We start from the raw sequence: 23,636 nt of genomic DNA, 5'->3' as shown, positions 1-23,636 counted from the left end.
CCACACCTGATTCGTCCGGCGCGGCCAGACGATTTGGGCAAACTCGGACCGATCGAGCGCTCCGCCGCATCCCTGTTTCGGGACGTCGGTCTGGCATGGCTTGCAGATGGGGATACCATGGAGCCCGCCGTCCTGACGGGGCTGTGCCGGGAGGGAACCCTGTGGGTGGCTGTCGACGAACGTGACGAGCCGGTTGGGTTCCTTGCCGGCCATGAACTGGATGGGCAGTTCTATATTGCCGAGGTCTCCGTCGCTCGATCCCATCAGCGGCGGGGCATTGGCATCCGATTGGTAGAAGCGGCCTTAGAGCATGGCAGGCGACTGGGAGTTGGTGCCATCACGCTGACCACATACCGGGACCTGTCGTGGAACGGGCCGTTTTATTCCCGGCTCGGCTTCATGGAGATCGACCCTGCTGATGCAGGTCCGGGGCATCGGCAGAAGCTGCAGGCCGAGGCTGCAGCCGGACATGATTGGGCGCGGCGCTGCCTCATGGCATTGCGCCTCGATCAGCCCGCCCTCAGCAGCCGGATCGCGGAATCCCGTTCGAACAGATAGAGCAGCACCCGCAGGGCCTGTCCCCGCTCGCTGACCAGGTCCGGGTCACGGTCGACGATCAGCCGGGCGTCATCGCGGGCTGCTCCCAGCAGATCCCCATCCACCTCGAGCCGGGCCAGCTTGAATCCGGGCGTGCCAGATTGGCGGGTGCCGAGCACCTCGCCTTCGCCGCGCAGGCGCAGATCCTCCTCGGCGATGCGGAAGCCGTCTTCCGTCAGGCGCATCATCTCGAGCCGCGCTTGGGCGACCTGACCCAGCGGGCCCTTGTAGACCAGCAGGCAGGTGGAGGCTTTAGAACCTCGACCGATCCGACCACGCAGCTGGTGAAGCTGCGCGAGGCCGAAGCGCTCCGCGTGCTCGATCACCATGATGGTGGCGTTCGGAACGTCGACCCCCACTTCGATGACTGTGGTGGAGACCAGGATCTTCGTTGCGCCGCTGGAGAACCGCTCCATGGCGGCATCCTTGTCCTTGCCGGCCATCTTCCCGTGAACGAGGCCGACCTGATCGCCGAAGAAGCCCTTCAGCATCTCGAACCGCTCCTCGGCGGCGGCGAGATCGATGGACTCGGATTCACCCACGAGCGGGCACACCCAGTAGACCTGGTCGCCGTTGGCGATGGCCCGCCCGATTCCGCCCACGACCTCGTCGAGGCGGTCGATGGCGATGAGCTTCGTGGCGATCGGCTTGCGGCCCGCCGGCTTCTCGCTCAGCACGGACACGTCCATGTCGCCGAAATAGGTGAGGGCCAGGGTGCGCGGGATGGGTGTCGCGGTCATGACGAGGATGTCGACCGCCTCGCCCTTGGAACCGAGCGCTAGGCGCTGATGCACGCCGAAGCGGTGCTGCTCGTCCACCACTGCGACGCCGAGATCCTGAAACGCGACACCTTCCTGAAACAGCGCATGGGTGCCCACTGCGATCTGGATGCTGCCATCGGCGAGCCCGGCGAGAATCGTCCTGCGGGCGACGCCTTTCTCGCGTCCTGTGAGGAGAGCGATGGTAAGCCCGGCCTGCTCCGCCATGGGTGCGAGGCGTTCGTAATGCTGGCGGGCGAGAATTTCCGTAGGCGCCATCATGGCAGCCTGACGTCCTGCCTCGATGGCGCTCGCCATGGTGAGCAGGCCGACGACGGTCTTTCCCGAACCCACATCGCCCTGGAGCAGGCGCAGCATCTTCTTGTCGGACACCAGATCGTGGCGGATGTCCTCTACGGCTTTTTCCTGCGATGCCGTGAGACCGAACGGCAGGGCGGATCTGAGGCGCTCGACGAGGTGCCCGTCACCCGCATTCACCCGTCCCGGGAGCCGCCGCATGCGGCTTCTCACGAGCGCCAGTGCCAGCTGTGAGGCCAGCAGCTCGTCATAGGCAAGGCGCCGTCGCGGGGCGGATTTGGCGAGAGCATCCTCGGAAAGCTGAGCGGCATTGTCGGGTCTGTGCAGGGCAAAGAGCGCCTGCCGGAATTCGGGCAGGGCATTGCGGTCCATCCAGGCAGGGTCCTGCCACTCGGGCAGGTGGGGGACCTTCTCGAGGGCGGCACCGACGTACTTGCCCACCATGCGCGAGGAGAGCCCTTCGGTCAGGCCGTACACCGCCTCGACGGCAGGCAGGTTTTCGATGCCGCGGTCGTCGAGAATGCGGTCCGGATGGACCATCTGGCGACGTCCCTCCCAGAGCTCGATCTTGCCGGAGACATAGCGGCGCTCGCCCACCGGCAGGATCTTCTCAAGGCGGGCTTTCTGGCCGTTGAAGAAGATCAGAGTCACATCGCCGGTCTCGTCCTCCACCAGAATCCGGTAGGGCGCGCGACGGCCAGGCGGGGGCGGGCGGTGCGCAACGACGCTCACCGAGAGGGTGACCGGTTCGCCGACAGGAGCATCGGCGACGGAACCCTTCATCTCACGGGAAATGCCGCTGCTCGGCAGATGGAACAGAAGGTCCGCCACGCGCGTGGGCTTGCCCGGCTCGCCGAGGAGGCGGTCGAGCAGGGGCGCGATCTTCGGGCCGACGCCGGGCAGGGTGTTCGCCGGAGCGAAGAGGGGATCGAGAATGGAAGGGCGCAGTGACATTCAAATGGGGTGTAAGTCGAGGGGAGATAGCTATATAGCGGTCAAGCCGCCCGGAGGCGACGCAATCTTATCGGATCGGAGCATTGTCATGAGCGGAACGACACGCAGCAGCGCCGGCCTCGACGTTCGCCGCAGGCAGATCCTGTACCGTTCCTGGCATCGGGGCATGCGGGAGATGGACCTTATCATGGGCCGCTTTGCCGATGCGGAGATCGGTGAGCTCTCCGAGGAAGACCTCGACGAGTTCGAGCGCCTGATCGAGGTGACAGACCGGGATCTGCTCGGCTGGATTACCGGTGAGATCGAAACACCCCAGAACTACGACACGGCGCTGTTCCGGCGCCTCAAGGCGTTCCACACCCATGCGTCGCCGATCCACAGCTGACGCAACCTTGTCATCCCCGGCGGTCCGCAGGACCGGGAAGGGGATCCATAGCGCAGCGCTTGATCGTGGATTTCCTCCCCCTCCGCTACGCTCTGGCCGGGAATGACAAATCCAAACCTTTCCTTTACCCAGCGAACCGGGCGGAAGCGCCCGCGTTCCCTTTGATCTCTGACCTGACATCTCACCATGAAGCCTGTCCAGACCCGCGCCCTCGATGCCCTCAAAAAGGGGCAAAGCCTCACCTTGTCGGGCGTGCCCGACGGCTTCGACGCGCTTGCCGTGGCCGATCTCGCGCGCGGCCTCTCGGGGCAGGTCGAGGGGCCGGCCGTTCTGGTGCATGTGGCCCGCGACGGGCAGCGGCAGCAGAACTTCGCCAGCAGCCTCGGCTTCATTGCGCCGGAAATCGAGATTCTGACGTTCCCGGCCTGGGATTGCCAGCCCTACGACCGGGTGTCGCCCAATGCCGCGATCACCGCGCAGCGCATGACGACCCTGGCGCGGCTCGCCCGCTCCAAGACCTCCGAGGACAAGCCGCGCATCCTCTCGACCACCGTGAACGCCCTCGTCCAGCGCGTGCCGCCGAAGGCGCGGATTGCAGCTGAAACCTTCTCGGCCGCGCCCGGCAACGTGGTGGACACGACCCAGCTGGTCGGCTGGCTGGAAGCCAACGGCTTCCTGCGCACCGGCACCGTGCGGGATACGGGCGAGTACGCGGTGCGCGGCGGCATCATCGACCTCTTTCCGGCCGGTCTCACCAATCCCGTGCGACTCGACTTCTTCGGCGACGCCCTGGAATCGATCCGCGCCTTCGATCCGGAAACCCAGCGCACGGTGGGAACCCTGCGCTCCCTCGATCTGGTCCCCATGAGCGAGGTGCAGCTGACCACCGAGAGCATCAAGCGCTTCCGGCAGGCCTATGTGGCGACATTCGGCGCGCCTACCCGCGACGACCGGCTCTATGAGGCCATCAGCGAGGGACGGCGCTATCCTGGGCTCGAGCACTGGATGCCGCTGTTCCACGACCATCTCGACACCCTGTTCGACTACCTGCCCGGCATCCCGGTGGTATTCGATGCCCTGGCCGACGACGCGGCTGCCGAGCGGCTTTCGCAGGTGAAGGACTACTATGACGCCCGTCGGGAGGGCATGGGGCAGAACCAAGCAGGTGTTGCGCCCTATCGCCCCCTGCCGCCGGACGCGCTCTATTTCAAGCCGGAGGAATGGTCGGATCGGACCGCCTCGCTGCCGCTCGCCCGGTTGACGCCCTTCGCGCTCCCCGAAGCCTCGGGACGGCTCGTCATCGACTGCGAGGCGCGGCAGGGCCGCAACTTCATCGCCGAGCGGGCGGACGAGAACGCCAACGTATTCGAGGCGGTGATCCGCCATATCCGCGACCTGCAGGCAGCCAAGAAACGCGTGATGCTCGGCGCCTGGTCGGAGGGCTCGCGCGAGCGTCTGTGTCATGTGCTGCAGGATCACGACCTGCGCCAGACCAAGCCGATCGCACGGTTCTCGGACGCCATGGCCTATCCGCGGAACGAGATTCCGGTCGGCATCTGGCCCCTGGAATCCGGCTTCGAGACTGCTGAGCTCGCCGTCATCAGCGAGCAGGATATCCTGGGCGACCGTCTGGTGCGCCAGAAGCGCAAGTCCAAGCGGCCGCAGGATTTCCTCACCGAGGTGGCGGCGCTCACACCGGGCGACCTCGTGGTCCACGTGGACCACGGCATCGGGCGCTTCGAGGGCCTGAAGACCATCGAGGCGGCAGGCGCCCCGCATGACTGTCTCGAGCTGCATTATGCCGGCGGCGACCGGCTGTTCCTGCCGGTGGAGAACATCGAGCTTCTGACCCGCTACGGCTCTGAGGAGACGGAGGTTCAGCTCGACAAGCTCGGGGGCGGGGCCTGGCAGGCCCGCAAGGCCCGGATGAAGCAGCGCATCCGCGAGATGGCCGGCGCGCTCATGAAGATAGCCGCGGCCCGGATCCTCAAGGACGCCCCGCGCCTGACCCCGCCGGAAGGGCTCTACGACGAGTTCGCGGCCCGCTTCCCCTATGACGAAACCGAAGACCAGCACAATGCGATCGAGGCGGTGCTGGACGACATGGGTTCCGGCCGCCCCATGGACCGCCTCGTGTGCGGCGACGTGGGCTTCGGGAAGACCGAGGTGGCACTCCGTGCCGCCTTCGTGGCCGCCATGGGCGGCAAGCAGGTAGCCGTGGTGGTGCCGACGACGCTGCTGTCGCGTCAGCATTACAGGACCTTCTGCGATCGCTTCCGCGGCCTGCCGCTCAACGTGGCCCAGGCCTCCCGCTTCGTCCCTGCTGCAGAGATGAAGAAGACCAAGGAGGGGCTGTCCGACGGCACCGTGGATATCGTCATCGGCACCCATGCGGTGCTCGGGAAGACAATCAAGTTCAAGGATCTCGGCCTTATCATCGTCGATGAGGAGCAGCATTTCGGTGTCAGTCACAAGGAGCGCCTGAAGGAGCTGCGGGCCGAGGTTCACGTGCTGACCTTGTCCGCTACGCCGATCCCCCGCACCCTGCAGCTGGCGCTCACCGGCGTCCGCGAGCTGTCGCTGATCACGACGCCGCCGGTCGACCGTCTGGCGGTGCGAACCTTCATCACGCCCTTCGATCCGCTCCTGGTCCGCGAGGCGCTGCTGCGCGAGCGCTACCGGGGTGGACAGGCCTTCTACGTGGTGCCGCGCCTCGACGATCTCGGTGAGGTCAAGGCCTTCCTAGACAAGGAGGTGCCGGAGGCCAAGGTGGCGGTGGCGCACGGCCAGATGGCGGCGGGCCAGCTCGAGGATGTCATGACCGCCTTCTACGAGGGCAAGTACGACATCCTGCTCTCCACCACCATCGTGGAGTCGGGCCTCGACATCCCGACGGCCAATACGCTGATCGTCCACCGGGCGGATATGTTCGGGCTGTCGCAGCTCTATCAGCTGCGCGGCCGCGTCGGGCGATCCAAGACCCGCGCCTATGCCCTGTTTACGGTGCCGGCCAACAAGTCCCTGACCGTGCAGGCCGAGCGGCGCCTCAAGGTGCTGCAGACCCTCGACACCCTGGGAGCAGGGTTCCAGCTGGCCTCCCACGACCTCGACATCCGCGGAGCGGGCAACCTGCTCGGCGAGGAGCAGTCGGGTCATATCAAGGAGGTCGGCTACGAGCTCTATCAGCAGATGCTGGAGGAGGCGGTGGCGCAGCTCAAGGCCGGGATCGAGGAGCCGACGGAAGACCAGTGGTCGCCCACCATCGCGGTCGGCGCTCCGGTCATGATCCCGGAAAGCTACATCGCCGATCTGCAGCTGCGGCTAGGCCTCTATCGCCGCCTCTCCACCTTCGAGACGGACCAGGAGATCGACGCCTTCCGGGCGGAGCTGGTGGACCGCTTCGGTCCCGTGCCGTCCGAGGTCGACCAGCTTCTCAAGATCATGGCCATCAAGGTGCTCTGCCGCCGGGCCAACGTGGAGAAGGTGGATGGCGGGCCGAAGGGCATCATCATCTCCTTCCGCGACAATTCCTTCGCCAACCCGACCGGCCTCATTTCCTATGTCACCGAGCAGGCTTCCTTCGCGAAGGTGCGGCCCGACATGAAGATCGTGTTCGTCCGTGACACCGAAACCCCGGACGAGCGCATCAAGGCCTCGACCACGATCCTGCGCAGTCTCGTCCGCATCGCGGAGAAGAAGGCCGCCTGATGGCCGGGTCCTGGGCTCTGGTCAGAAACGGCGCCGTGGTCGACGGTCGTGACGCCGACCGGCTCGTGCCCTGGTGGAGCTTCACGAAGACGGTTCTCGCGGCCGCAGCACTGGTTCTCGTTCGCGATGGCCTCATGGGACTGGATGAGCCCGTTGAAGGCAGACCTTACACGCTCCGTCACCTGCTCCAGCATCGCTCCGGACTGGTGAACTATGGTGGTTTCGGGGCCTACCACGAGGTTGTCGATCGCGGCGACGACCCTTGGCCTGTGCCGGAACTCCTTCACCGGCTCGATGCGGACAGGCTGCGCTATCCGCCAGGCGAGGGGTGGGACTACTCCAACATCGGCTATCTCGTCATCGGTCAACAGCTTGGGAAAGTGACCGGCTCCGATCTGGACGCGGCCCTGCGGCGCCTTGTCCTGTCACCGATCGGGATCCGGAGCGCCCGCATCGCGCATGAGCGGGCGGATCTTGAGCACGTCGCCATGGGGGACGCGCAGGGCTACCACCCGGGTTGGGTCTATCACGGGCTGCTGGTCGGGACCGTGGCGGATGCTGCGCTCCTGCTCGACCGCCTGCTGGAAGGCAGCCTGCTGACCCCCGAACTCGTCCGAGAAATGCTGACCCCGTTTGTGCTTCCGGGACCTGTATCGGGGCGGCCTTGGCAGAGCCCCGGTTATGGGCTCGGGACCATGACCGGCGAGACGACATCGGGACTGAAGGTGGGTGGGCATACGGGAGGAGGGCCGGGCAGCACCAATGCGGTCTACCGCAGCATCGGCAGCGCAGGATCAGGCACAGCGGCGTTCTTCAGGACCAGCGAGGACCAGGCGAAGACGGAAGAAGAAGCCTTCCGGCTCCTGGGAGACTAGAGGTCCGGCGCCGCGGCGACGCGGACGCTGAGCTCGTTCTGGAGCATCGTCGCGGCTCCATTCGCTCCGCCCGTGATGATGACTGGCGTGCCGCTGTCGGCCAGGTTCCTGCGCAGCCGGCGTGCGAGGTCCAGGAAGCGCTTGCGCTCCGCCCAGTCGGCATGGAGGGGCATCTGCAGCACCACGGCGGCCGGGCTCGGCATCAGGGCCAGAACGTCGTCTGCAGCCTCGAAGGGAGTGGTCACGCTCGCATAACCCATGCCGGCCAGTTCGACGGACAGAGCGCCATCGGGGGCGCGCTCGCCGCTATCGACAACGAGGACCTTCGGCATTGCGTTCATGACGATACCCTGCAGTAAGACGCGACAGTGGGACAGGAGGTACTCACCTAACGTCGAAGCAGGGCATTAGTTTCATCTTCAACATGAATGGAAGCTCAACAATAGGCGGCCAAGGGCAGCCCTCAGGATCAGTGCGGTTGCCGCCACCAGGTATCGACATTGGTGCCCATCAGCGGCACCGTCCCGGGCCGTCTGAGGTCGCTGCTGTAGGCAAGCCATTGATCCTTCAGATAAAACAAAGGAACCACATAGAAGCCCGACAGCAGGGTGCGGTCGAGGGCGCGGACCGCTGACACGAAGTCCTCCCGGCTCTTGGCCTCCAGCAGCGCGTCGATGAGGCGGTCGATCGCCGGGGACGCTACCCCTGCGTGGTTATGGGACCCACTCCTTTGGGCCGCTGCGGCCCCCCAACGGTTGCGCTGCTCGTTGCCCGGGGACAGAGAAGCAGGCCAAAGCCACTGCACCATATCGAAGTCGAACCGGGCCAGACGCCGCCAGTACTGTACGTCGTCCACAAGGCGCACCCGTGCCCGGATCCCGATCCGGCCGAGGGACTGCGAGAAATTCAGGGCAAGCCGCTCCTGCTGGCGCGAGTTGACCAGCAGCTCGAAGGTGAAGGGCTCGCCGGTGCTCTTTCGGCGAAGGACGTCGTTCTCCAGCACCCAGCCGGCCTCGGAGAGCAGCGTCAGCGCCCGGCGGGCCATGTCCCGGTCGCGACCGGAACCGTCGCTGGACGGCGGCTCCCAGCGTCCCTCAAGGATGTCCTGCCGCACCGTGCCCGGAAATGGGGAGAGCAGCGCCCGTTCCGCCTCATCGGCCGGGCGGCCCGTGGAGGCGAGATCGGAGCCCGAGAAGTAGCTGTCGGACCGGGTGAGCTGTCCGAAGAAGAGGTTGCGGTTCACCCAGTCGAAGTCGAACAGGTAGCCCAGCGCCTCCCGAACCTTCACGTCTTCGAAGAGGGGCCTGCGGGTGTTGAAGACGAAGCCGTTCATGCCCTTGGGCATCCGGGTCGTCATGGTCTCGCGCAGGACACGCCCGTGTCTGACCACGGGAATGTCGTAACCCGTAGCCCATTGCCCCGGATCGCCCTCGATCCTGAAATCGTAAAGCCCTGCCTTAAACGCTTCGAATAAGGTGTTGGCATCACGGTAGAAATCGTAACGGATCTCGTCGAAATTATAGAGGCCGCGGGTGATGGGCAGATCCTCGCCCCAGTAGTCCCTGCGCCGGGTCAGCACGACGCGCTCGCCGGGTTTCACCTCGGTAAGGGCATAAGGACCCGAGCCGACCGGTGGCGTGAGGGTGGTCTTGTCGAAGGTGTCCGGATTGGTCGCGTGAGCCGGAAAGACGGACATCATCCCGATCAGGAGCGGCAGTTCCCGGTCGTTGGAGCCGGAGAGGTCGAATCTGATGCGCTGCGGATCGAAGATCTCGACCGCCTTGACTTGCCCGAAGCTCGACCGGTGGAAGGGTTTGCCGTTCTTCTTCAGCATCTCGAAGGAGAAGCGAACATCCTCGGCCGTAAGGGGATGACCATCCGAGAAGCGAGCACGCGGATCGAGATGGAAGGTGATGAAGCTTCGATCCTCCGGCATCTCCACGGCGCGGGCGAGAAGGCCGTAGATCGTGAAGGGCTCGTCGGTGGATCGCATCATCAGGCTCTGGAGCACGTAGCGCGGCACCACGTCCGGCGCGACGCCCAGGACGATGAGGGGATTGAGGCTGTCGAAGGTGCCCTGAAGCGCCAGCGTGATTCGTCCGCCCTTCGGTGCCAGCGGGTCGGCATAGGGCAGATGCTCGAAGCCGGGACCGAGCGCAGGCTCTCCGTGCATCGCGATGCCATGCCGCAGTGGCAGCGGCTCCCGAGCGGCAGCGCCGAAGGTCATCAGGACAAGAGCAGCCGAAAACAGCAGATTGCTTATAAGCCAGCGGCCCATGGCTCTCTCTATAGGAGTTCTCGCCTGAGCAATGTTGTACAGAATTTTGCCCGAGGTGACTGGAAACCTATCACATGAAAGGTTAAAGGAGCGCCACACGTCTTGTCTTCGCCACATTGGGCGGGGATTTGACCACGTCATCACAGGTTAAGAACGCGCCGGATCAACGGCCACTTCGAAAGCCGATCTTTCGACTGAAGAGGATCTAACGACATGTCATTCGCGACACGCTTCGCGAGCCTGGGGGGGACCCGTGGCCTGGCAACAGCTCTGGCCGTTCTGGTGAGCGCACCCGTTCTGGCTCAGACGGCCCCTGCCCAGCAGCCGGCCCGTCCGGCGGCTCCCGCTCAGCAGCCGGCCCGTCCTGCCGCTCCGGCCCCTGCACCGCAGCCGGCTCAAGGCGCTCAGCCGCAGCAGAATGCCGGCCCCACGGTCGTGCAGGTGAAGGCCGAGCCTTCCCAGCCCGAATGGACCAAGGTCTGCGGCAAGGATCAGAACACCAACACCGAGATCTGCTACACCACCCGTGACTTCGTGTCGGACCAGGGCCAGCCGGTTCTGGCCATCGCCGTCTACGACGTGAAGGGCCCGCAGCCGCAGAAGGTCGTTCGCTTCGTGATGCCGCTCGGCCTGCTCCTGCAGCCGGGTCTGCGCTTCACGGTCGACCAGGGCCAGGCTGTCGCCGGCCGTTACGTCATGTGCCTGCCCAACGGCTGCTTCGCCGAGGCGGCCGTGAAGGACGACTTCATCGCCTCCCTGAAGAAGGGCGCCAACCTGAACGTCAGCGTTCAGAACCAGATGGGCCGCGAGATCACCTTCGCCGTTCCGGCCGCTGGCTTCGGCAAGTCCTTCGACGGTCCGCCGATCGACCCGAAGGTGCTTGAGGAGCAGCAGAAGAAGCTGCAGGAAGAGCTGCAGAAGAAGAGCGAAGAGATGCGTCAGCGCATGCTCCAGAGCCAGGGCGCTCCTGCCGCTCCGGGTGCAGCCGCTCCGGCCGCCCAGGCCGCTCCCAAGCCCTGAGGCCTACACTCTTCGAGCAAACAGAAACGCCGGGCCATAAGCCCGGCGTTTTGTTTTTGATGCGCTCGCTTTCAATTCGCCAGGATTCAATTCGCCAGGATGGGATGGGCCCGGTAGGTGCCGTTCTTCTGGCGCGTAAACATCTCTGCGATCATCGGATTGCGCAGCGGCTCGCCTGAGTCGTCGGGCAGAAGGTTCTGCTCGGACACATAGGCGATGTATTCGGTTTCCGCATTCTCGGCGAAGAGGTGGTAGAAGGGCTGGTCCTTGTGCGGCCGAACATCCTCGGGGATGGAAAGCCACCATTCTTCCGTGTTGTCGAATTCGGGGTCGACGTCGAAAATGAGTCCCCTGAAGTCGAATATCCGGTGCCGAACCACTTGGCCGATCGCGAATTTGGCTGAACTCGCTTTCATGGTCTTAACTCCTGGACCTTCATATAGACATCCGCACCGGAATCTCCAAACCCGCCAGCCTCACGATCAAGAGAGCAGGCCTGGTCTCGCCCAGCCCTGCATTTTAGGACTGCGGGCCTTCCGACAGGTGGGATTGCCGCAAGGTTGGAACCTTGCCAGAAGGGATTCTGACGCTTCCGTCCGCCTTGTCCCCATGCCTGGAGCCAACCATGTCCGACCTGATCGGGCTGTTCAACCTGCTCGCCCCCTTCTTCGGCCTCATCGGGCTCGGCTTCTTCTGCGGCAAGGTGGTGAAGCAGCCGGAGGCTGGGCTCGCCTGGATGCAGTTCTTCCTCATCTATGTGGCGCTGCCCTGCCTGTTCTACCGGCTCATTGCCGACAAGCCCCTGGACGAGTTGGCGAACTGGCCCTTCATTCTGGCCACGACCTTCTCGACATCTCTCGCCTTCGCGCTCTCCTTCGCGACCGGATGGCGGTACACGAGGGACCTCCCGCAATCGGTCATGCAGGGGGTGGCAGGGTCGTATTCCAATATCGGCTATATGGGGCCGCCCCTCATCCTCGCGGCGATCGGCGCCTCGGCCAGTGCGCCCGTCGTGCTGATCTTCGTCTTCGACAACCTGCTCCTGTTCTCGGTCGTGCCTCTCCTGATGTCTTTGGCAGGGGTGGAGAAACTGAGCCTTCCGGCCACGATCCGCAGGATCGTCTGGCGAGTCGTGACCCACCCCTTCAATGTCGCCACTGCCATCGGCGTTGCGGCAAGCTACCTGCATCTCCGACTGCCGCAGGCTGCCGACCAGATCGTCACCTGGCTGGCGGGCGCCGCCGCGCCCTGCGCCCTTTTCATCCTCGGCGTCACCGTGGCCCTGAGGCCCATGCGGAAGATGCCGGGGGAGGTGCCGGTTCTGGTCCTGATCAAGCTGATCCTCCACCCGCTTCTCGTGTGGGTGGTGCTCTCGGCCCTGGGCGATTTCGGCCCCGCCTGGACCTATGCGGCGATCATCATGGCAGCCCTGCCGCCGGCCCTGAACATCTTCGTCATCTCGACCCAATACAATGTGGGCGTGGAGCGCGCCTCGGCCTGCGTGCTCATCGGAACCCTGGTATCGATGTTCACCCTGACAGGCATCCTCTACATCACCACCAAGACCGGCGCCGTGCCGTACGACCTGTTCCCTTAAGGCGCCGAGACACCCTGCATCAGGCGCGGCACGCCCACCTGCGGCAGCACCCCCTCGCGCATGACGATCCGGCGCAAGGGTCCGATGTTGCTGAGCGCCAGCAGCCCGGCACCCCGGATAAAATCCGTCGGGATCATGCCCGTGAGGAGGGTGCGGTTCAGCCCGTCCACGGCGGCCGTGCGCAGGCGGACGTCGAGATCGCGGCTGCCCTGATAGCGGACCAGGGTCTCCTCGGCACCCGGATCGCTGCCTTCATTCTGCCCGTCGACCACCGCGTCCCTTAAGGAAGCCGCATCGCGGAAGCCGAGATTGAGGCCCTGCGCCCCGATGGGCGGAAAGACATGGGCAGCTTCGCCCACAAGGGCGAGGCGGGGAGCCCAGTAGCGATTCACCGAAAGGCCGGTCATCGGCACGAGCCCACGCCGCCCGTCGATCCGCATGGCGCCGAGATGCGACTGAGCCTGGCGCTCGATGGCGAGCGCGAGCGCCCCGTCGTCCAAACTGGAGAGGCGTTCCGCCTCAGCCTTGCTCGTCACCCAGACGAGGCTGGAGCGCCGGCCGGGCAGGGGTACCAGGGTAAACGGTCCATGGCGGGTGTGAAACTCGGTCGAGGTCTCCCGGTGATCCCGATCATGGGCCAGGATGACCGTCACGGCGGATTGCGGATAGGACCAGGTCCGGGTGCCGATCCCGGCGATCTGGCGCAGCTTGGAATTGCGCCCGTCAGCCGCGACGACGAGGCTCGCCCTGATGGTTCCGCCATCTGCCAGGGTCAGGGCGGCTCCCGCCCCATCCGTATCGAAGCCGGTTGCGAATTCCGGCACGTGGGTCAGGTTTTCGCAAGCCCGCGCAGCTTCGGCCAGCTTCTCCACCAGGGTGGCGTTCTCGACGTTCCAGCCGAAGGCATCCAGCCCGATCTCGCCGGCCCTGAAGGAGGCAGGCGGGGGGCGGAACAGGCTGCCCGTGTCGTCGACGATCCGCATGGTCTCGAGCGGCGCGGCCTCCGTGACGATCAGGGGCCAGGCGCCGAGCGCCTCCAGAAAACGGACCGAGCCGTTGAGAAGGGCGACGGTGCGACCGTCCCGTCGCGTATCGAGCCCTCCCACCAGAACGGTCCTGAAGCCGTCGCGGGCGAATGCCAGAGCTGCGCTCAAGCCCACGGCGCCGGCGCCAACGACGGCGATGTTATAGGTGCTCTCGGTCAAAGGCTTGCCTCTTCACCATTCTGTGGACGGGGAGCGGACTCACAATAAACCATAGATTCGCCATTGCCGACCGGCGCGCCGCATCCCTATGATCGGCTCACAAGGGAGTGACGGACCGGTACGGCGCTTGCCAGCTTCCGTACGGATCGTCATTCATGTGCAGATTCCGACCCGGCTTCAACCTTTAAGTCAGAGACGCTTGTGTGAAGGCAGACGTACCACCCTCGGGGACGCCCCTCGTCGAACTTAAAGGAATCAGCAAGCGTTACGGCGATCTTCTCGCGAATGACGGGATCGATCTGTCGATCGAGCCGGGCGAGGTTCACGCGCTACTGGGTGAGAACGGGGCAGGGAAGTCGACCCTCGTCAAGATCCTCTACGGCGTGATCGAGCCAAGCGGCGGGGAGATCCGCTGGGAAGGACGGCCGGTGACAATCGGCTCGCCGGTTGAGGCGCGGGCCCTCGGGCTTGGGATGGTGTTCCAGCATTTTTCGCTTTTCGACGAGTTGAGCGTTGCGGAGAACATAGCCGTGGCGCTTTCCGACGAATGGAGTCTGTCCACCGTTCGCAGCAAGCTCAGCGAGATCAGCCGGACCTACGGCCTGGCGCTCGACGCAGACCGGGCCGTCTGGACCCTCTCGGCGGGGGAGCGGCAGCGCATCGAGATCGTCCGGTGCCTTCTCCAGAACCCGCGCCTGCTCATCCTCGACGAGCCGACCTCCGTGCTCACGCCGCAGGAGGCCGAGCACCTCTTCACCACCCTCGACAGGCTCTCTGCCGAGGGCTGCTCAATTCTGTACATTTCCCACAAGCTGGAGGAGGTGCGCCGCCTCTGCCGCCGGGCCACGATCCTGCGGGCGGGCAGGGTGGTGGCGACCATCGATCCCCGGGCGAGCAGCGCCCGGGAGATTGCGGCCCTGATGGTCGGCAACGAGGTAGGCGAGATCCGCACCGACGCACCGCATCATCCGCAAGGGGAAGCGCTCAGGGTATCAAACCTCTCCATGCCCCCGGCGGGCCTGCATGGGCAGGCCCTGCGCGACATCAACCTCGTGGCGCGGGCCGGCGAAGTCGTCGGCATTGCCGGGGTTGCCGGCAACGGGCAGAGCGAACTCTTCGCAGCCCTCTCCGGCGAGCGCCTGGCGGACCGCGGGGAGGGCATTGCCATCATGGGCAAACCTTCCGGGACGTTGGGCATCGATGCTCGCAGGCGGCTCGGCGCTGCCTTCGTGCCGGAGGAGCGGCTCGGCCATTCGGCGGCGCCGACCCACCGCCTGAGCGAGAACACCCTGATTTCCCATGCGTCCACGGAAGTAAGCCGCTCGGGCTTCATCCTGATGAACGCCGCCCGGCGCGTCGCCCGCTCGATCGTCCAGAGCTTCGACGTGCGCACGCCCGAAGGGGACCCGCAGGCGCGCAAGCTCTCGGGCGGCAACCTGCAGAAGTTCGTCATCGGCCGCGAGATCATCCGCAGGCCCAAGCTCCTCATCGTCGATCAGCCGACCTGGGGCGTCGATGCGGGCGCCGCCCGCCTCATCCGCCAGGCCCTTGTCGACCTCGCGCGGGAGGGCAGCGCGGTCGTCGTCGTCAGCCAGGATCTCGACGAGCTGTTCGAGGTCGCGGACCGTATGGCGGTGATCCACCAGGGCACCCTGAGCCCGCTGAGGCCCATCGGAGAATGGACCAAGGAAGCCGTGGGGCTCGAAATGCTCGGCGTCGCTCAGGCTCAGGGGGGCGTCCATGCGGTTTGAGCTGACGCCTCGCACCAACTCGTCCACGGCGATGCGTGTCTTCGCATCGGTTGCAGCCTTCATCACGGCCTTTCTGATCGCCGGCTTCGTCATCTGGCTCATGGGTCGCTCGCCCATGGCAGCCTTTGATGTCTATGTGCTTCAGCCCCTGAGCGATCCCTGGTCTCTTCAGGAGCTTCTTGTGAAGGCCACGCCGCTGGCGCTCATTGCCATCGGCCTGTCCTACTGCTTCCGAGCCAATCTCTGGAACATCGGCGCAGAGGGGCAGTATGTGATCGGAGCGGTGCTTGGAGGCTGGCTTGCGCTCAGGACCAATGGCACCGATGCTGGGCTCTGGGTGCTGCCGCTCATGCTGCTGCTCGGCATCATCGGGGGCGCCCTTTATGGAATGATCCCGGCCTTCTTGAAGACACGGTTCGGGGTGAACGAGATTCTGACCAGCCTCATGCTGGTCTATGTGGCGCAGCTGATCCTGGACTATCTCGTGCGCGGCCCATGGCGCGACCCGAAGGGGTTCAACTTCCCGCAATCCGTAACCTTCGACCCCGCCGCGACCTTGCCGCCGATCCTTGAATCCGGCCGCGTGCATTACGGAGCGGTCTTCGCGGCCATTGCCGTTCTGGTCACAGCAGTCGTCCTGGGCCGGACCCTGTTCGGCTACCGCCTCAAGCTCACGGGCGACGCTCCGCGAGCGGCCCGTTTCGCCGGGTTCAGTTCCAAGGCGACGGCCATGGCCGTCTTCGCGATTTCCGGCGGATTGGCCGGACTGGCAGGCATATCGGAAGTCTCCGGTCAGATCGGACAGCTTCAGCCCTCGATCTCGCCGGGTTACGGCTTCACGGCCATCACGGTCGCCTTCCTGGGGCGCCTCAATCCCATCGGGATCCTGCTCGCGTCGCTCGTCGTGGCGCTCACCTTCATCGGCGGGGAGAGCGCTCAGATCCTGCTCAAGCTGCCCCTCGATCTCACCCAGGCGTTCCAGGGCATCCTGCTCATGTGCGTGCTCGCAGCCGACGCCATGGTCAGCTACCGCATTCGTATTGCGACACGGGGAGGGGGCAAGTGACCACTTTCGAGGCCATTCTCCTTACCATCGTGACCGCCTCAACGCCGCTGCTGATCGCGGCCCTGGGCGAACTCGTGACGGAGCGCTCCGGCGTCCTGAACCTCGGCGTCGAAGGCATGATGGTGATGGGAGCCGCCTGCAGCTTCGCCGCTGCCGTGACCTTCGACTCCACGCTCCTCGGCGTGGTCGCCGGCATGCTGGCCGGCGCCCTCATGGCGACGCTCTTCGCGCTCCTCGTTCTGGGATTCGCGGCCAACCAGACAGGTTCGGGTTTGGCGCTCACGATCCTGGGTCTTGGCCTGTCCGGGCTGATCGGTGCTCCGTTCGTGGGCGCGAGGCGTGATCCGGTAGCGCCGGTCGACATTCCCGGCTTGAGCGATATCCCCGTCATCGGCCGCCTGCTCTTCGAGCAGGATCTCTTCGTCTATGCCTCGATCGTGCTGACGATCCTGGTTGGCCTTTACCTCATGCGGACCCGCTCCGGCCTTACCCTGCGCTCCATCGGCGAGAACCATACCTCGGCCAACGCGCTCGGCCTGCCGGTCTGGCGGGTGCGCTTCTGGGCGATCCTGTTCGGCGGCGCCTGTGCCGGTCTGGCAGGAGCCTATCTGGCCCTCGTCTATACCCGCTTCTGGTCGCCCGGAATGACTGCGGGTCGGGGCTGGATTGCCCTTGCGCTCGTGGTTTTCGCCGCCTGGCGCCCAGGCTGGGTGCTGGTCGGCGCCTACATCTTCGGGGCGGCGACGGTGCTGCAGCTCCATGCTCAGGCGGCCCAGTTCGGGGTGCCGTCGCAGCTACTGTCCGCATTGCCCTATCTGGCCACGATCCTGGCCCTCCTGCTCCTCTCGATCCGCCATGGCAGGGCCATCGGAGCGCCTGGATCCTTAGGTGCACCCTTCGTGCCTGACCGGTGAGCAAAGGGGTGTTAATCTGACCAAAGTGTAGGCAGAGGAATTCTTGCCAGAACGCTTCAGACCTGCGACGGAATATTGTAAACCCAACCTCGAGGGAACGAGCATGTTTTCAGTGAAAGTCTTTGGAGCCTTGGCAGGAGCCACAGTCCTGGCACTGTCGGCCAGCGGCGCGGTCGCGCAGCCGAAGGATAAGATCAAGGTCGGCTTCATCTATGTGGGCCCGGTCGGCGACCACGGCTGGAGCTACCAGCACGACGTGGGCCGTCAGGCCATCGAGAAGGCTTTTCCGGGCAAGGTGACGACCACCTTCGTGGAAAGCGTGCCGGAGGCCGATTCCGAGCGCGCCATCGAGCAGCTGGCCCGCACCGGCCACGACCTGATCTTCACGACCTCCTTCGGCTTCATGGAGCCGACCCTGAAGGTTGCGAAGAAGTATCCGAACATCAAGTTCGAGCACGCCACCGGCTTCAAGCGGAACCCGAACCTCTCGACCTATGCTGCGAAGTTCCATGAGGGCCGCTACATCATCGGTCAGATCGCCGGCAAGATGACCAAGTCGAACACCATCGGCTACGTCGGCGCTTTCCCGATTCCGGAAGTGATCGCCGGCATCAATGCCTTCTATCTCGGCGCGCAGTCGGTGAACCCGGCCGTCAAGATCAAGATCGTGTTCGCCAACACCTGGTACGATCCTGCGAAGGAAGGCGATGCGGCCAAGGCGCTCCTCGATCAGGGCGTCGACATGCTGGCCCAGCACACGGACAGCCCGGCTCCGATCCAGGCCGCCGAGGCCCGCGGCAAGTTCGGCTTCGGCCAGGCGTCCGACATGGAGCGTTTCGCCCCGAAGGCGCAGCTGACGGCCATCGTCGACAACTGGTCCGACTACTACGTCGCCCGTACGAAGGCGGTTCTCGACGGCACCTGGAAGTCGGAAGACACCTGGGGCGGCCTCGCCTCCAACATGGTGGTCATGACGCCCTACAAGAACATGCCCGACGACGTGAAGAAGCTGGCCCAGGAGACCGAGGCCGCGATCCGCTCCGGCAAGCTCAATGCCTTCAAGTGCCCGATCATGGGGCAGGACGGCAAGGAGATCGAGTGCAAGGGGCAGGGCGCCCTTTCGGACGAGCAGGTGCTCGGCATGAACTTCTACGTGAAGGGCATCGAGGACAAGATCCCGCAATAACCATTGCAGGTTTAGCAGAACGGGGCAGCCTGGAGACAGGCTGCCCTTTTTTATGTCCGGACCTACATCTCAGGCGGACAAGCAGGGGACGACACGATGGCGGTAGAGAGTGTGATCCGGCCCGGCGAGGGGGATGTTCTCATCGTCGTGGACGTTCAACACGATTTCCTTCCAGGCGGCGCGCTCGCGGTACCGGACGGGGATGCAGTGATCTCACCCATCAACCGGCTCGCCAAAGCTTTCCGCCATGTGGTGCTGACCCAGGACTGGCATCCGCAAGGACATGCCTCCTTCGCCTCCAGCCACCCTGGCAAGCAGCCCTTCGAGGTGACGGAGCTCCATTATGGCGCTCAGGTGCTCTGGCCCGACCATTGCCTTCAGGGCACGCCCGGCTCCGAGATTTCACGCGATCTCAATATTCCGCATGCTCAACTCGTCATCCGCAAAGGCTACAATGCCGGGATCGACAGCTATTCGGGCTTCAGGGAGGCTGACCGGCAGACCTCGACGGGTCTGGAGGGCTATCTCAGGGAGCGCGGCTTCCGGCGGGTCTTCTGCGCCGGACTGGCGCTTGACTTCTGCGTCGCCTGGACGGCCCTGGATGCGGCTGCCGCCGGGTTCGAAACCTACCTGATCGAGGACGCCTCACGGGCCATCGACACGAACGGATCCCTGGAGAGAGCCCGGCAGGACCTGAGTGCTGCCGGCGTACATACGATCAGGAGTGGCCGGATCTCCGGTGGTTGAGCTCGTTCGTTGCGGCCGCACCTGTTGCGGCCATCCACGTCCCGGATCCCAGCAAAGACGAAGATCCCCGGGACAAGCCCGGGGATGACGACTTGATCTGGAAATAGGAGTTAAACGACCGTCCCGTGCAGGTCGTACTCGTCCGAGCTTTCGATCCTCACGTTCACGATCTCGCCTGGCTTGAGCGCCTGGCGCGAGGCCACATAGACGACGCCGTCGATCTCCGGGGCATCATACTTCGTGCGCCCGGTCGCGACCGTCGCTCCCTGCTCGTCAATGATGACCGGGAGTGTCTTGCCAACCTTGCTCCTGAGGATCTTCGCGCTGACCTTCTGCTGTGTCTGCATGAACCGGTGCCAGCGTTCCTCCTTCACCTCCGCCGGCACAGCGCCGGCGATGTCGTTGGCGGGAGCACCCTGGACCGGCTCGTACTGGAAGCAGCCGGCCCGGTCGATCTTCGCGTCCTTCAGCCACTGCATCAGGAAATCCACGTCTTCCTCCGTTTCGCCGGGGAAGCCGACGATGAAGGTCGAGCGGATGGCGAGGTCCGGGCAGATGTCGCGCCACCGGTGGATGCGCTCCAGGGTCTTCTCCTGGTTGCCGGGGCGGCGCATGGACTTCAGCACCTTGGGGGAGGCGTGCTGGAAGGGGATGTCGAGATAGGGAAGGATCTTCCCCTCGGCCATGAGCGGGATGACCTCGTCCACGTGCGGGTAGGGGTAGACATAGTGCATGCGCACCCACATGCCGAGCTCGCCCAGTTCCCTGGCGAGCTCGAAGAACCGCGTGCGCACCTCCCGGTCTTTCCAAAGGCTCGGCTGGTACTTGATGTCGAGGCCGTAGGCGCTGGTGTCCTGGGAGATCACCAGGAGCTCCTTGACGCCTGCCTTCGCCAGCTTCTCGGCCTCGCGCAGCACGTCTCCGATGGGGCGGCTCACCAGATCGCCGCGCAGCTTCGGGATGATGCAGAAGGAGCAGCGGTTGTTGCAGCCCTCGGAGATCTTCAGGTAGGCGTAATGGCGCGGCGTCAGCTTCACGCCCTGAGGCGGCACGAGATCGACGAAGGGATCATGCGCCGGCGGCACCGCCTGGTGGACGGCCGAGACGACCGACTCGTAGGCCTGAGGGCCCGTGATGGCGAGCACGTTGGGGAACTGGTTGCGGATCTGCTCGGGCTCGGCGCCCATGCAGCCCGTCACGATGACCTTGCCGTTCTCGGCCATGGCCTCGCCGATGGCCTCAAGGGACTCGGCCTTGGCACTGTCGAGAAAGCCGCAGGTGTTGACGATGACCACGTCGGCCCCGTCGTGCTCCTTGGTCAGCTGATAACCTTGAGCGCGAAGCTGCGTGATGATGCGCTCTGAATCGACCAGGGCCTTAGGACAGCCCAGGGACACGAACGAGACTTTGGGCGCGGGAGCATTCATCCGCTCAATCCACTCTCAATAGCGAAACTGACATTCAGGACGGCACCCGCCCATGTCCGATTCTATGCGATTTCGGGGCAGGGACCTGTTGGTCGGAGCAGAAAACCCTGCCGGACTAGCCCCATAGCTTGGGCCTGCCGGAGCAGTTCCTTGATCGACCGCGCCCCGCGCAGGCGTTCCGAGACAGCAGAACAGCGCGACTAAGGACACGCCTGTGCCTTTACAACACTGGGGTGGCCTTTACAACATCCGGGTTGACGCGGGGCGAGTATGCGCCTGTCAGGCTTCCAGCACGGCCGTGAAGCTAGGGCCTGAAGCCCCAGCACAAGCTTTGCTTTGGATAAACCCTCATGAGCTGGCTGTATTGATAGGATGGCAACACGGCTTAACCTGGTATCGCTTGCAACTCAGTAGGCCCTGGAGTCGTACAGGACCTTCATGAAGGTCATGAGAATGATCTTGATGTCCAGGAACACGGACCAGTGCTCGATGTAGTATAGATCATAGGCAACGCGTCTCTTGACTTGATCGCGGGAGCGCAATTCTCCCCGGGCTCCGTTGACCTGCGCCCAACCGGTGATTCCAGGCTTGACCCGGTGTCGAGACATATACTCGGCCGCAATCTTTTCGAGAGCTTCGCCCTCGGCAGAAGTCTTGAGCGCATGGGGACGTGGGCCGACCACCGACATCTGCCCCTGCAGGACATTCCAGAACTGCGGCAGCTCGTCGATACTGGTCCGTCGGATGAAGCGTCCGATGCGCGTGACACGTGGGTCGTCTCTGCTGGTTTGACGGGACGCATGAAGATCAGTGTCTTCAACACGCATCGATCGAAATTTCCAAACCTCGATCATATCGCCATTGAACCCCACACGCATCTGTCTGAACAGGACAGGTCCTTTGCTTTCGAGCTTTATGGCCAAAGCGACGAGGATAAGCAGAGGGGAACTCAGTAGGAGTGCCAGTGTCGCGATGACGACATCGAGAGCCCGCTTTCTTTCCTGATCCCAAGCAGCGAGCGGAGGCTCCATGATCTGCAAGAGGTTCTGATGCCCAATGCGGCGAAGCCGGATGGCCTTCTGCATGCATGCGCTGGATTGTGGGAGGACCAGCACTTCAAGAGCATATTGAGAGAGTGTCTTGAGGCCGCTTACAGCGTTCTCGAGATGCGCCCATGGTAGGTTGAGGACGATGATCTCGGGTCTGAACTGCCGTATGTATGGCTCGAGATCCGGGACCGAGTTGGCATCCGGCACGCAGACGGTTCCGACAATGCGGATGCGATTGTCTGCCTCCAATGAAAGCTGAGCGCTGTTGAGTTCGTTATCGACGCACGCAACGACCAAGGCGCGCTGGAGATAGGCCCCTTTGGAAAGGCGAGCCTCCGCATAGATCAGGAGAGCCACGCGCGTGAATACGAGTGAGCCTAGGGAGAGGGCGATCCACGCATAGAACCAAACCCGGGAGTACGCTTCGGTCGCCTTCGTCGCTATGCCCACGAGTACGAGAATGAAAAAAGTGATGAGCAGGGACACGGTAGCTTTTCGGAACGTACGTCTCCAGTTGAGGATCTGCTCCGCCTCGTAATCATTCGAGATCCAGGAGACAAGAACGAACAAAAGCGTCCCGACGGAGATGGCCGAAAGATACTGAGGTACCGAGATGGCGCTTATCGCGCTGTAAGAGAATGCAGGTATTGCCCCCGACAGAAGCATGAGCAAGATGTCTAGAAGGAGCACCAGTGAAGCGAAGCGATGCAGAGGTAAAGAATATTCTCTCCGAGGAGAATTGCTTAGCAGGGAGATCTGAGCCTCTCTGTGCTCAGGACTGCCCGTTGGTCGTGCTAAGCTCATCGCGAAAACTCCAAGCGCGCTACGAGCCAACAGCATAAGAAAAGCAGGTCCTGTACTGCTATTGCGATAAGCTAATCCTGAAGGAGGGTTTCGGGGTCTTGGACTGAACTCATTAGGATTGCCGGAACAGAGCGATGTCTTTTCCGAGATAACCGTCATCGCGAGAGCACTTCCTCGCCCCTGATTGGAGCGAGTTCTGCCTATGACGATCAGAAGAATGGTGCATCCGCAGCATAGGACTAATTGCTCATGTCTGGCGGATCCGTGTTCAGGTCGGCATGGCTATGACAATTTTGCTATCGCACGCGGGAGATAGAAGCGAATCTGCGAGTAAGATTTCCCTAGCAGGTTTGTACTACCATGATCGAAATTCACTGGAATGCAGACAATATTGGTGCTCGGAACAGGTTTCTCATCTTAAGCGGCGTCGGATCAAGGAAAATGCTTCGAACATAGGAAAACGGCTACGCTTTTGAAATATCTATGCTTTTCAATCAGTTCTCTTCCTGCGGAGGTGCATCAATCCACAAAAAGCTAAGTACGCCACGATCATGCCTTATTCCCAAATAAATAAGATTGAGCAGATCGCAAGGCGCAAGGTCTTCGGTCTCAAGTGTTGCGGGACTATTGTCATATATTCCTGTAACGCGTCGTGTGCATATTGCGTACTAAGACTCATCTGATTGTAAAATCGTCATCGAACTACAAGACTATATTCAAAACTCTCTCCTTAAGAGAGAGCGATTACGATTAGGGGCATTAACATGACTTTCCTGTCTGACGTCGCGCTCAGCGGCTCTGATGCTGCTTGCCTTCTGCAAGCCCATCCGGGTCGATCAGTATTGGCCTTCACTGGCCAATGGCTGAGCAACCGGCATGCCCCGACTAACAAATCACAAACATTTAAATAGGGGCATGCAGAATGGCTTTGTATTTCGAACCCGGTACTTTTGGCATCCAGAACAGTGGGGATGCGTACAGCTATAGGTCGTCTGGG

18 protein-coding genes are annotated in these 23,636 nt (G+C 63.6%); 11 read left to right on the top strand and 7 right to left on the bottom strand.

Annotated features, from left to right (window positions below; genetic code table 11):
• Positions 1-117 precede the first annotated feature (117 nt).
• The gene (locus AC0QTX_RS17950) at positions 118-558 is read left to right on the top strand and encodes a GNAT family N-acetyltransferase (protein ID WP_474605180.1); all 441 of its coding nucleotides are present in this window, start codon (positions 118-120) and stop codon (positions 556-558) included.
• Here the strand turns inward: AC0QTX_RS17950 and recG are convergent.
• On the bottom strand, positions 510-2,627 hold the full coding sequence (gene recG, locus AC0QTX_RS17945; RefSeq protein ID WP_474605179.1) for an ATP-dependent DNA helicase RecG: 2,118 nt from the start codon (positions 2,625-2,627) through the stop codon (positions 510-512). The two genes, AC0QTX_RS17950 and recG, sit on opposite strands and share 49 nt — an antisense overlap.
• A gap of 88 nt (positions 2,628-2,715) precedes the next feature.
• Between recG and AC0QTX_RS17940 the strand changes: the two genes are divergently transcribed.
• The 3 genes from AC0QTX_RS17940 (at position 2,716) to AC0QTX_RS17930 (ending at position 7,595) form a co-directional block, all read left to right on the top strand.
• Positions 2,716-3,012 carry an FAD assembly factor SdhE gene (locus tag AC0QTX_RS17940; RefSeq protein WP_474605178.1) on the top strand — a complete coding sequence of 99 codons (297 nt, stop codon included), beginning with the start codon at positions 2,716-2,718 and terminating at the stop codon, positions 3,010-3,012.
• A gap of 186 nt (positions 3,013-3,198) precedes the next feature.
• Positions 3,199-6,720 (top strand): transcription-repair coupling factor, encoded by a 3,522-nt coding sequence (mfd, locus tag AC0QTX_RS17935; RefSeq protein WP_474605177.1) that lies wholly within the window; start codon positions 3,199-3,201, stop codon positions 6,718-6,720.
• Entirely contained in the window at positions 6,720-7,595 is an 876-nt protein-coding gene (locus AC0QTX_RS17930; RefSeq protein ID WP_474605176.1) for a serine hydrolase domain-containing protein, read from the top strand. The genes mfd and AC0QTX_RS17930 overlap by 1 nt, the downstream gene beginning before the upstream one ends.
• Here the strand turns inward: AC0QTX_RS17930 and AC0QTX_RS17925 are convergent.
• Positions 7,592-7,936, bottom strand: a complete 345-nt coding sequence (locus AC0QTX_RS17925; RefSeq protein ID WP_474605175.1) for a hypothetical protein — start codon at positions 7,934-7,936, stop codon at positions 7,592-7,594. The two genes, AC0QTX_RS17930 and AC0QTX_RS17925, sit on opposite strands and share 4 nt — an antisense overlap.
• A gap of 128 nt (positions 7,937-8,064) precedes the next feature.
• Complete coding sequence (locus AC0QTX_RS17920; RefSeq protein WP_474605174.1) at positions 8,065-9,873, bottom strand: extracellular solute-binding protein; 1,809 nt, start codon at positions 9,871-9,873, stop codon at positions 8,065-8,067.
• A gap of 213 nt (positions 9,874-10,086) precedes the next feature.
• On the opposite strand from AC0QTX_RS17920, the gene AC0QTX_RS17915 reads away from it, so the two are divergent.
• Entirely contained in the window at positions 10,087-10,893 is an 807-nt protein-coding gene (locus tag AC0QTX_RS17915; RefSeq protein WP_474605173.1) for an invasion associated locus B family protein, read from the top strand.
• 86 nt (positions 10,894-10,979) lie between these two features.
• On the opposite strand, the gene hspQ is transcribed toward AC0QTX_RS17915, so the two are convergent.
• The gene (gene hspQ, locus AC0QTX_RS17910) at positions 10,980-11,309 is read right to left on the bottom strand and encodes a heat shock protein HspQ (RefSeq protein WP_474605172.1); all 330 of its coding nucleotides are present in this window, start codon (positions 11,307-11,309) and stop codon (positions 10,980-10,982) included.
• A gap of 209 nt (positions 11,310-11,518) precedes the next feature.
• On the opposite strand from hspQ, the gene AC0QTX_RS17905 reads away from it, so the two are divergent.
• Positions 11,519-12,490, top strand: coding sequence for an AEC family transporter (locus AC0QTX_RS17905; protein WP_474605171.1), 972 nt, complete (start codon positions 11,519-11,521; stop codon positions 12,488-12,490).
• Here AC0QTX_RS17905 and AC0QTX_RS17900 read toward each other — a convergent pair.
• Positions 12,487-13,695: a UbiH/UbiF family hydroxylase gene (locus AC0QTX_RS17900; protein ID WP_474605170.1), complete on the bottom strand. Its 1,209-nt coding sequence runs from the start codon at positions 13,693-13,695 to the stop codon at positions 12,487-12,489. The genes AC0QTX_RS17905 and AC0QTX_RS17900 overlap by 4 nt on opposite strands.
• A 203-nt stretch (positions 13,696-13,898) precedes the next feature.
• On the opposite strand from AC0QTX_RS17900, the gene AC0QTX_RS17895 reads away from it, so the two are divergent.
• From AC0QTX_RS17895 to AC0QTX_RS17875, 5 genes are all read left to right on the top strand, one after another.
• Positions 13,899-15,446: an ABC transporter ATP-binding protein gene (locus AC0QTX_RS17895; protein WP_474605169.1), complete on the top strand. Its 1,548-nt coding sequence runs from the start codon at positions 13,899-13,901 to the stop codon at positions 15,444-15,446.
• A complete protein-coding gene (locus AC0QTX_RS17890; protein ID WP_474605168.1) occupies positions 15,436-16,512 on the top strand; it encodes an ABC transporter permease in 1,077 nt (358 codons plus the stop codon). Before AC0QTX_RS17895 ends, AC0QTX_RS17890 begins: the two co-directional genes overlap by 11 nt.
• Entirely contained in the window at positions 16,509-17,426 is a 918-nt protein-coding gene (locus AC0QTX_RS17885; protein ID WP_474605167.1) for an ABC transporter permease, read from the top strand. The genes AC0QTX_RS17890 and AC0QTX_RS17885 overlap by 4 nt, the downstream gene beginning before the upstream one ends.
• A gap of 103 nt (positions 17,427-17,529) precedes the next feature.
• Positions 17,530-18,612: a BMP family ABC transporter substrate-binding protein gene (locus AC0QTX_RS17880; RefSeq protein ID WP_474605166.1), complete on the top strand. Its 1,083-nt coding sequence runs from the start codon at positions 17,530-17,532 to the stop codon at positions 18,610-18,612.
• 96 nt (positions 18,613-18,708) lie between these two features.
• Complete coding sequence (locus AC0QTX_RS17875) at positions 18,709-19,359, top strand: nicotinamidase (RefSeq protein ID WP_474605165.1); 651 nt, start codon at positions 18,709-18,711, stop codon at positions 19,357-19,359.
• Between the two features lie 110 nt (positions 19,360-19,469).
• Here AC0QTX_RS17875 and rimO read toward each other — a convergent pair whose 3' ends face one another.
• Both rimO and AC0QTX_RS17865 read right to left on the bottom strand, forming a co-directional pair.
• On the bottom strand, positions 19,470-20,786 hold the full coding sequence (gene rimO, locus AC0QTX_RS17870) for a 30S ribosomal protein S12 methylthiotransferase RimO (protein ID WP_474605164.1): 1,317 nt from the start codon (positions 20,784-20,786) through the stop codon (positions 19,470-19,472).
• A 407-nt stretch (positions 20,787-21,193) separates the two neighbouring features.
• A complete protein-coding gene (locus AC0QTX_RS17865) occupies positions 21,194-22,639 on the bottom strand; it encodes an exopolysaccharide biosynthesis polyprenyl glycosylphosphotransferase (protein WP_474605218.1) in 1,446 nt (481 codons plus the stop codon).
• Positions 22,640-23,636: the final 997 nt, after the last annotated feature.

The organism is Microvirga sp. jy35 (assembly GCF_056148915.1).
Note: the sequence above shows the minus strand (reverse complement) of the source record. Positions and strands in the feature narration are given on the sequence as shown.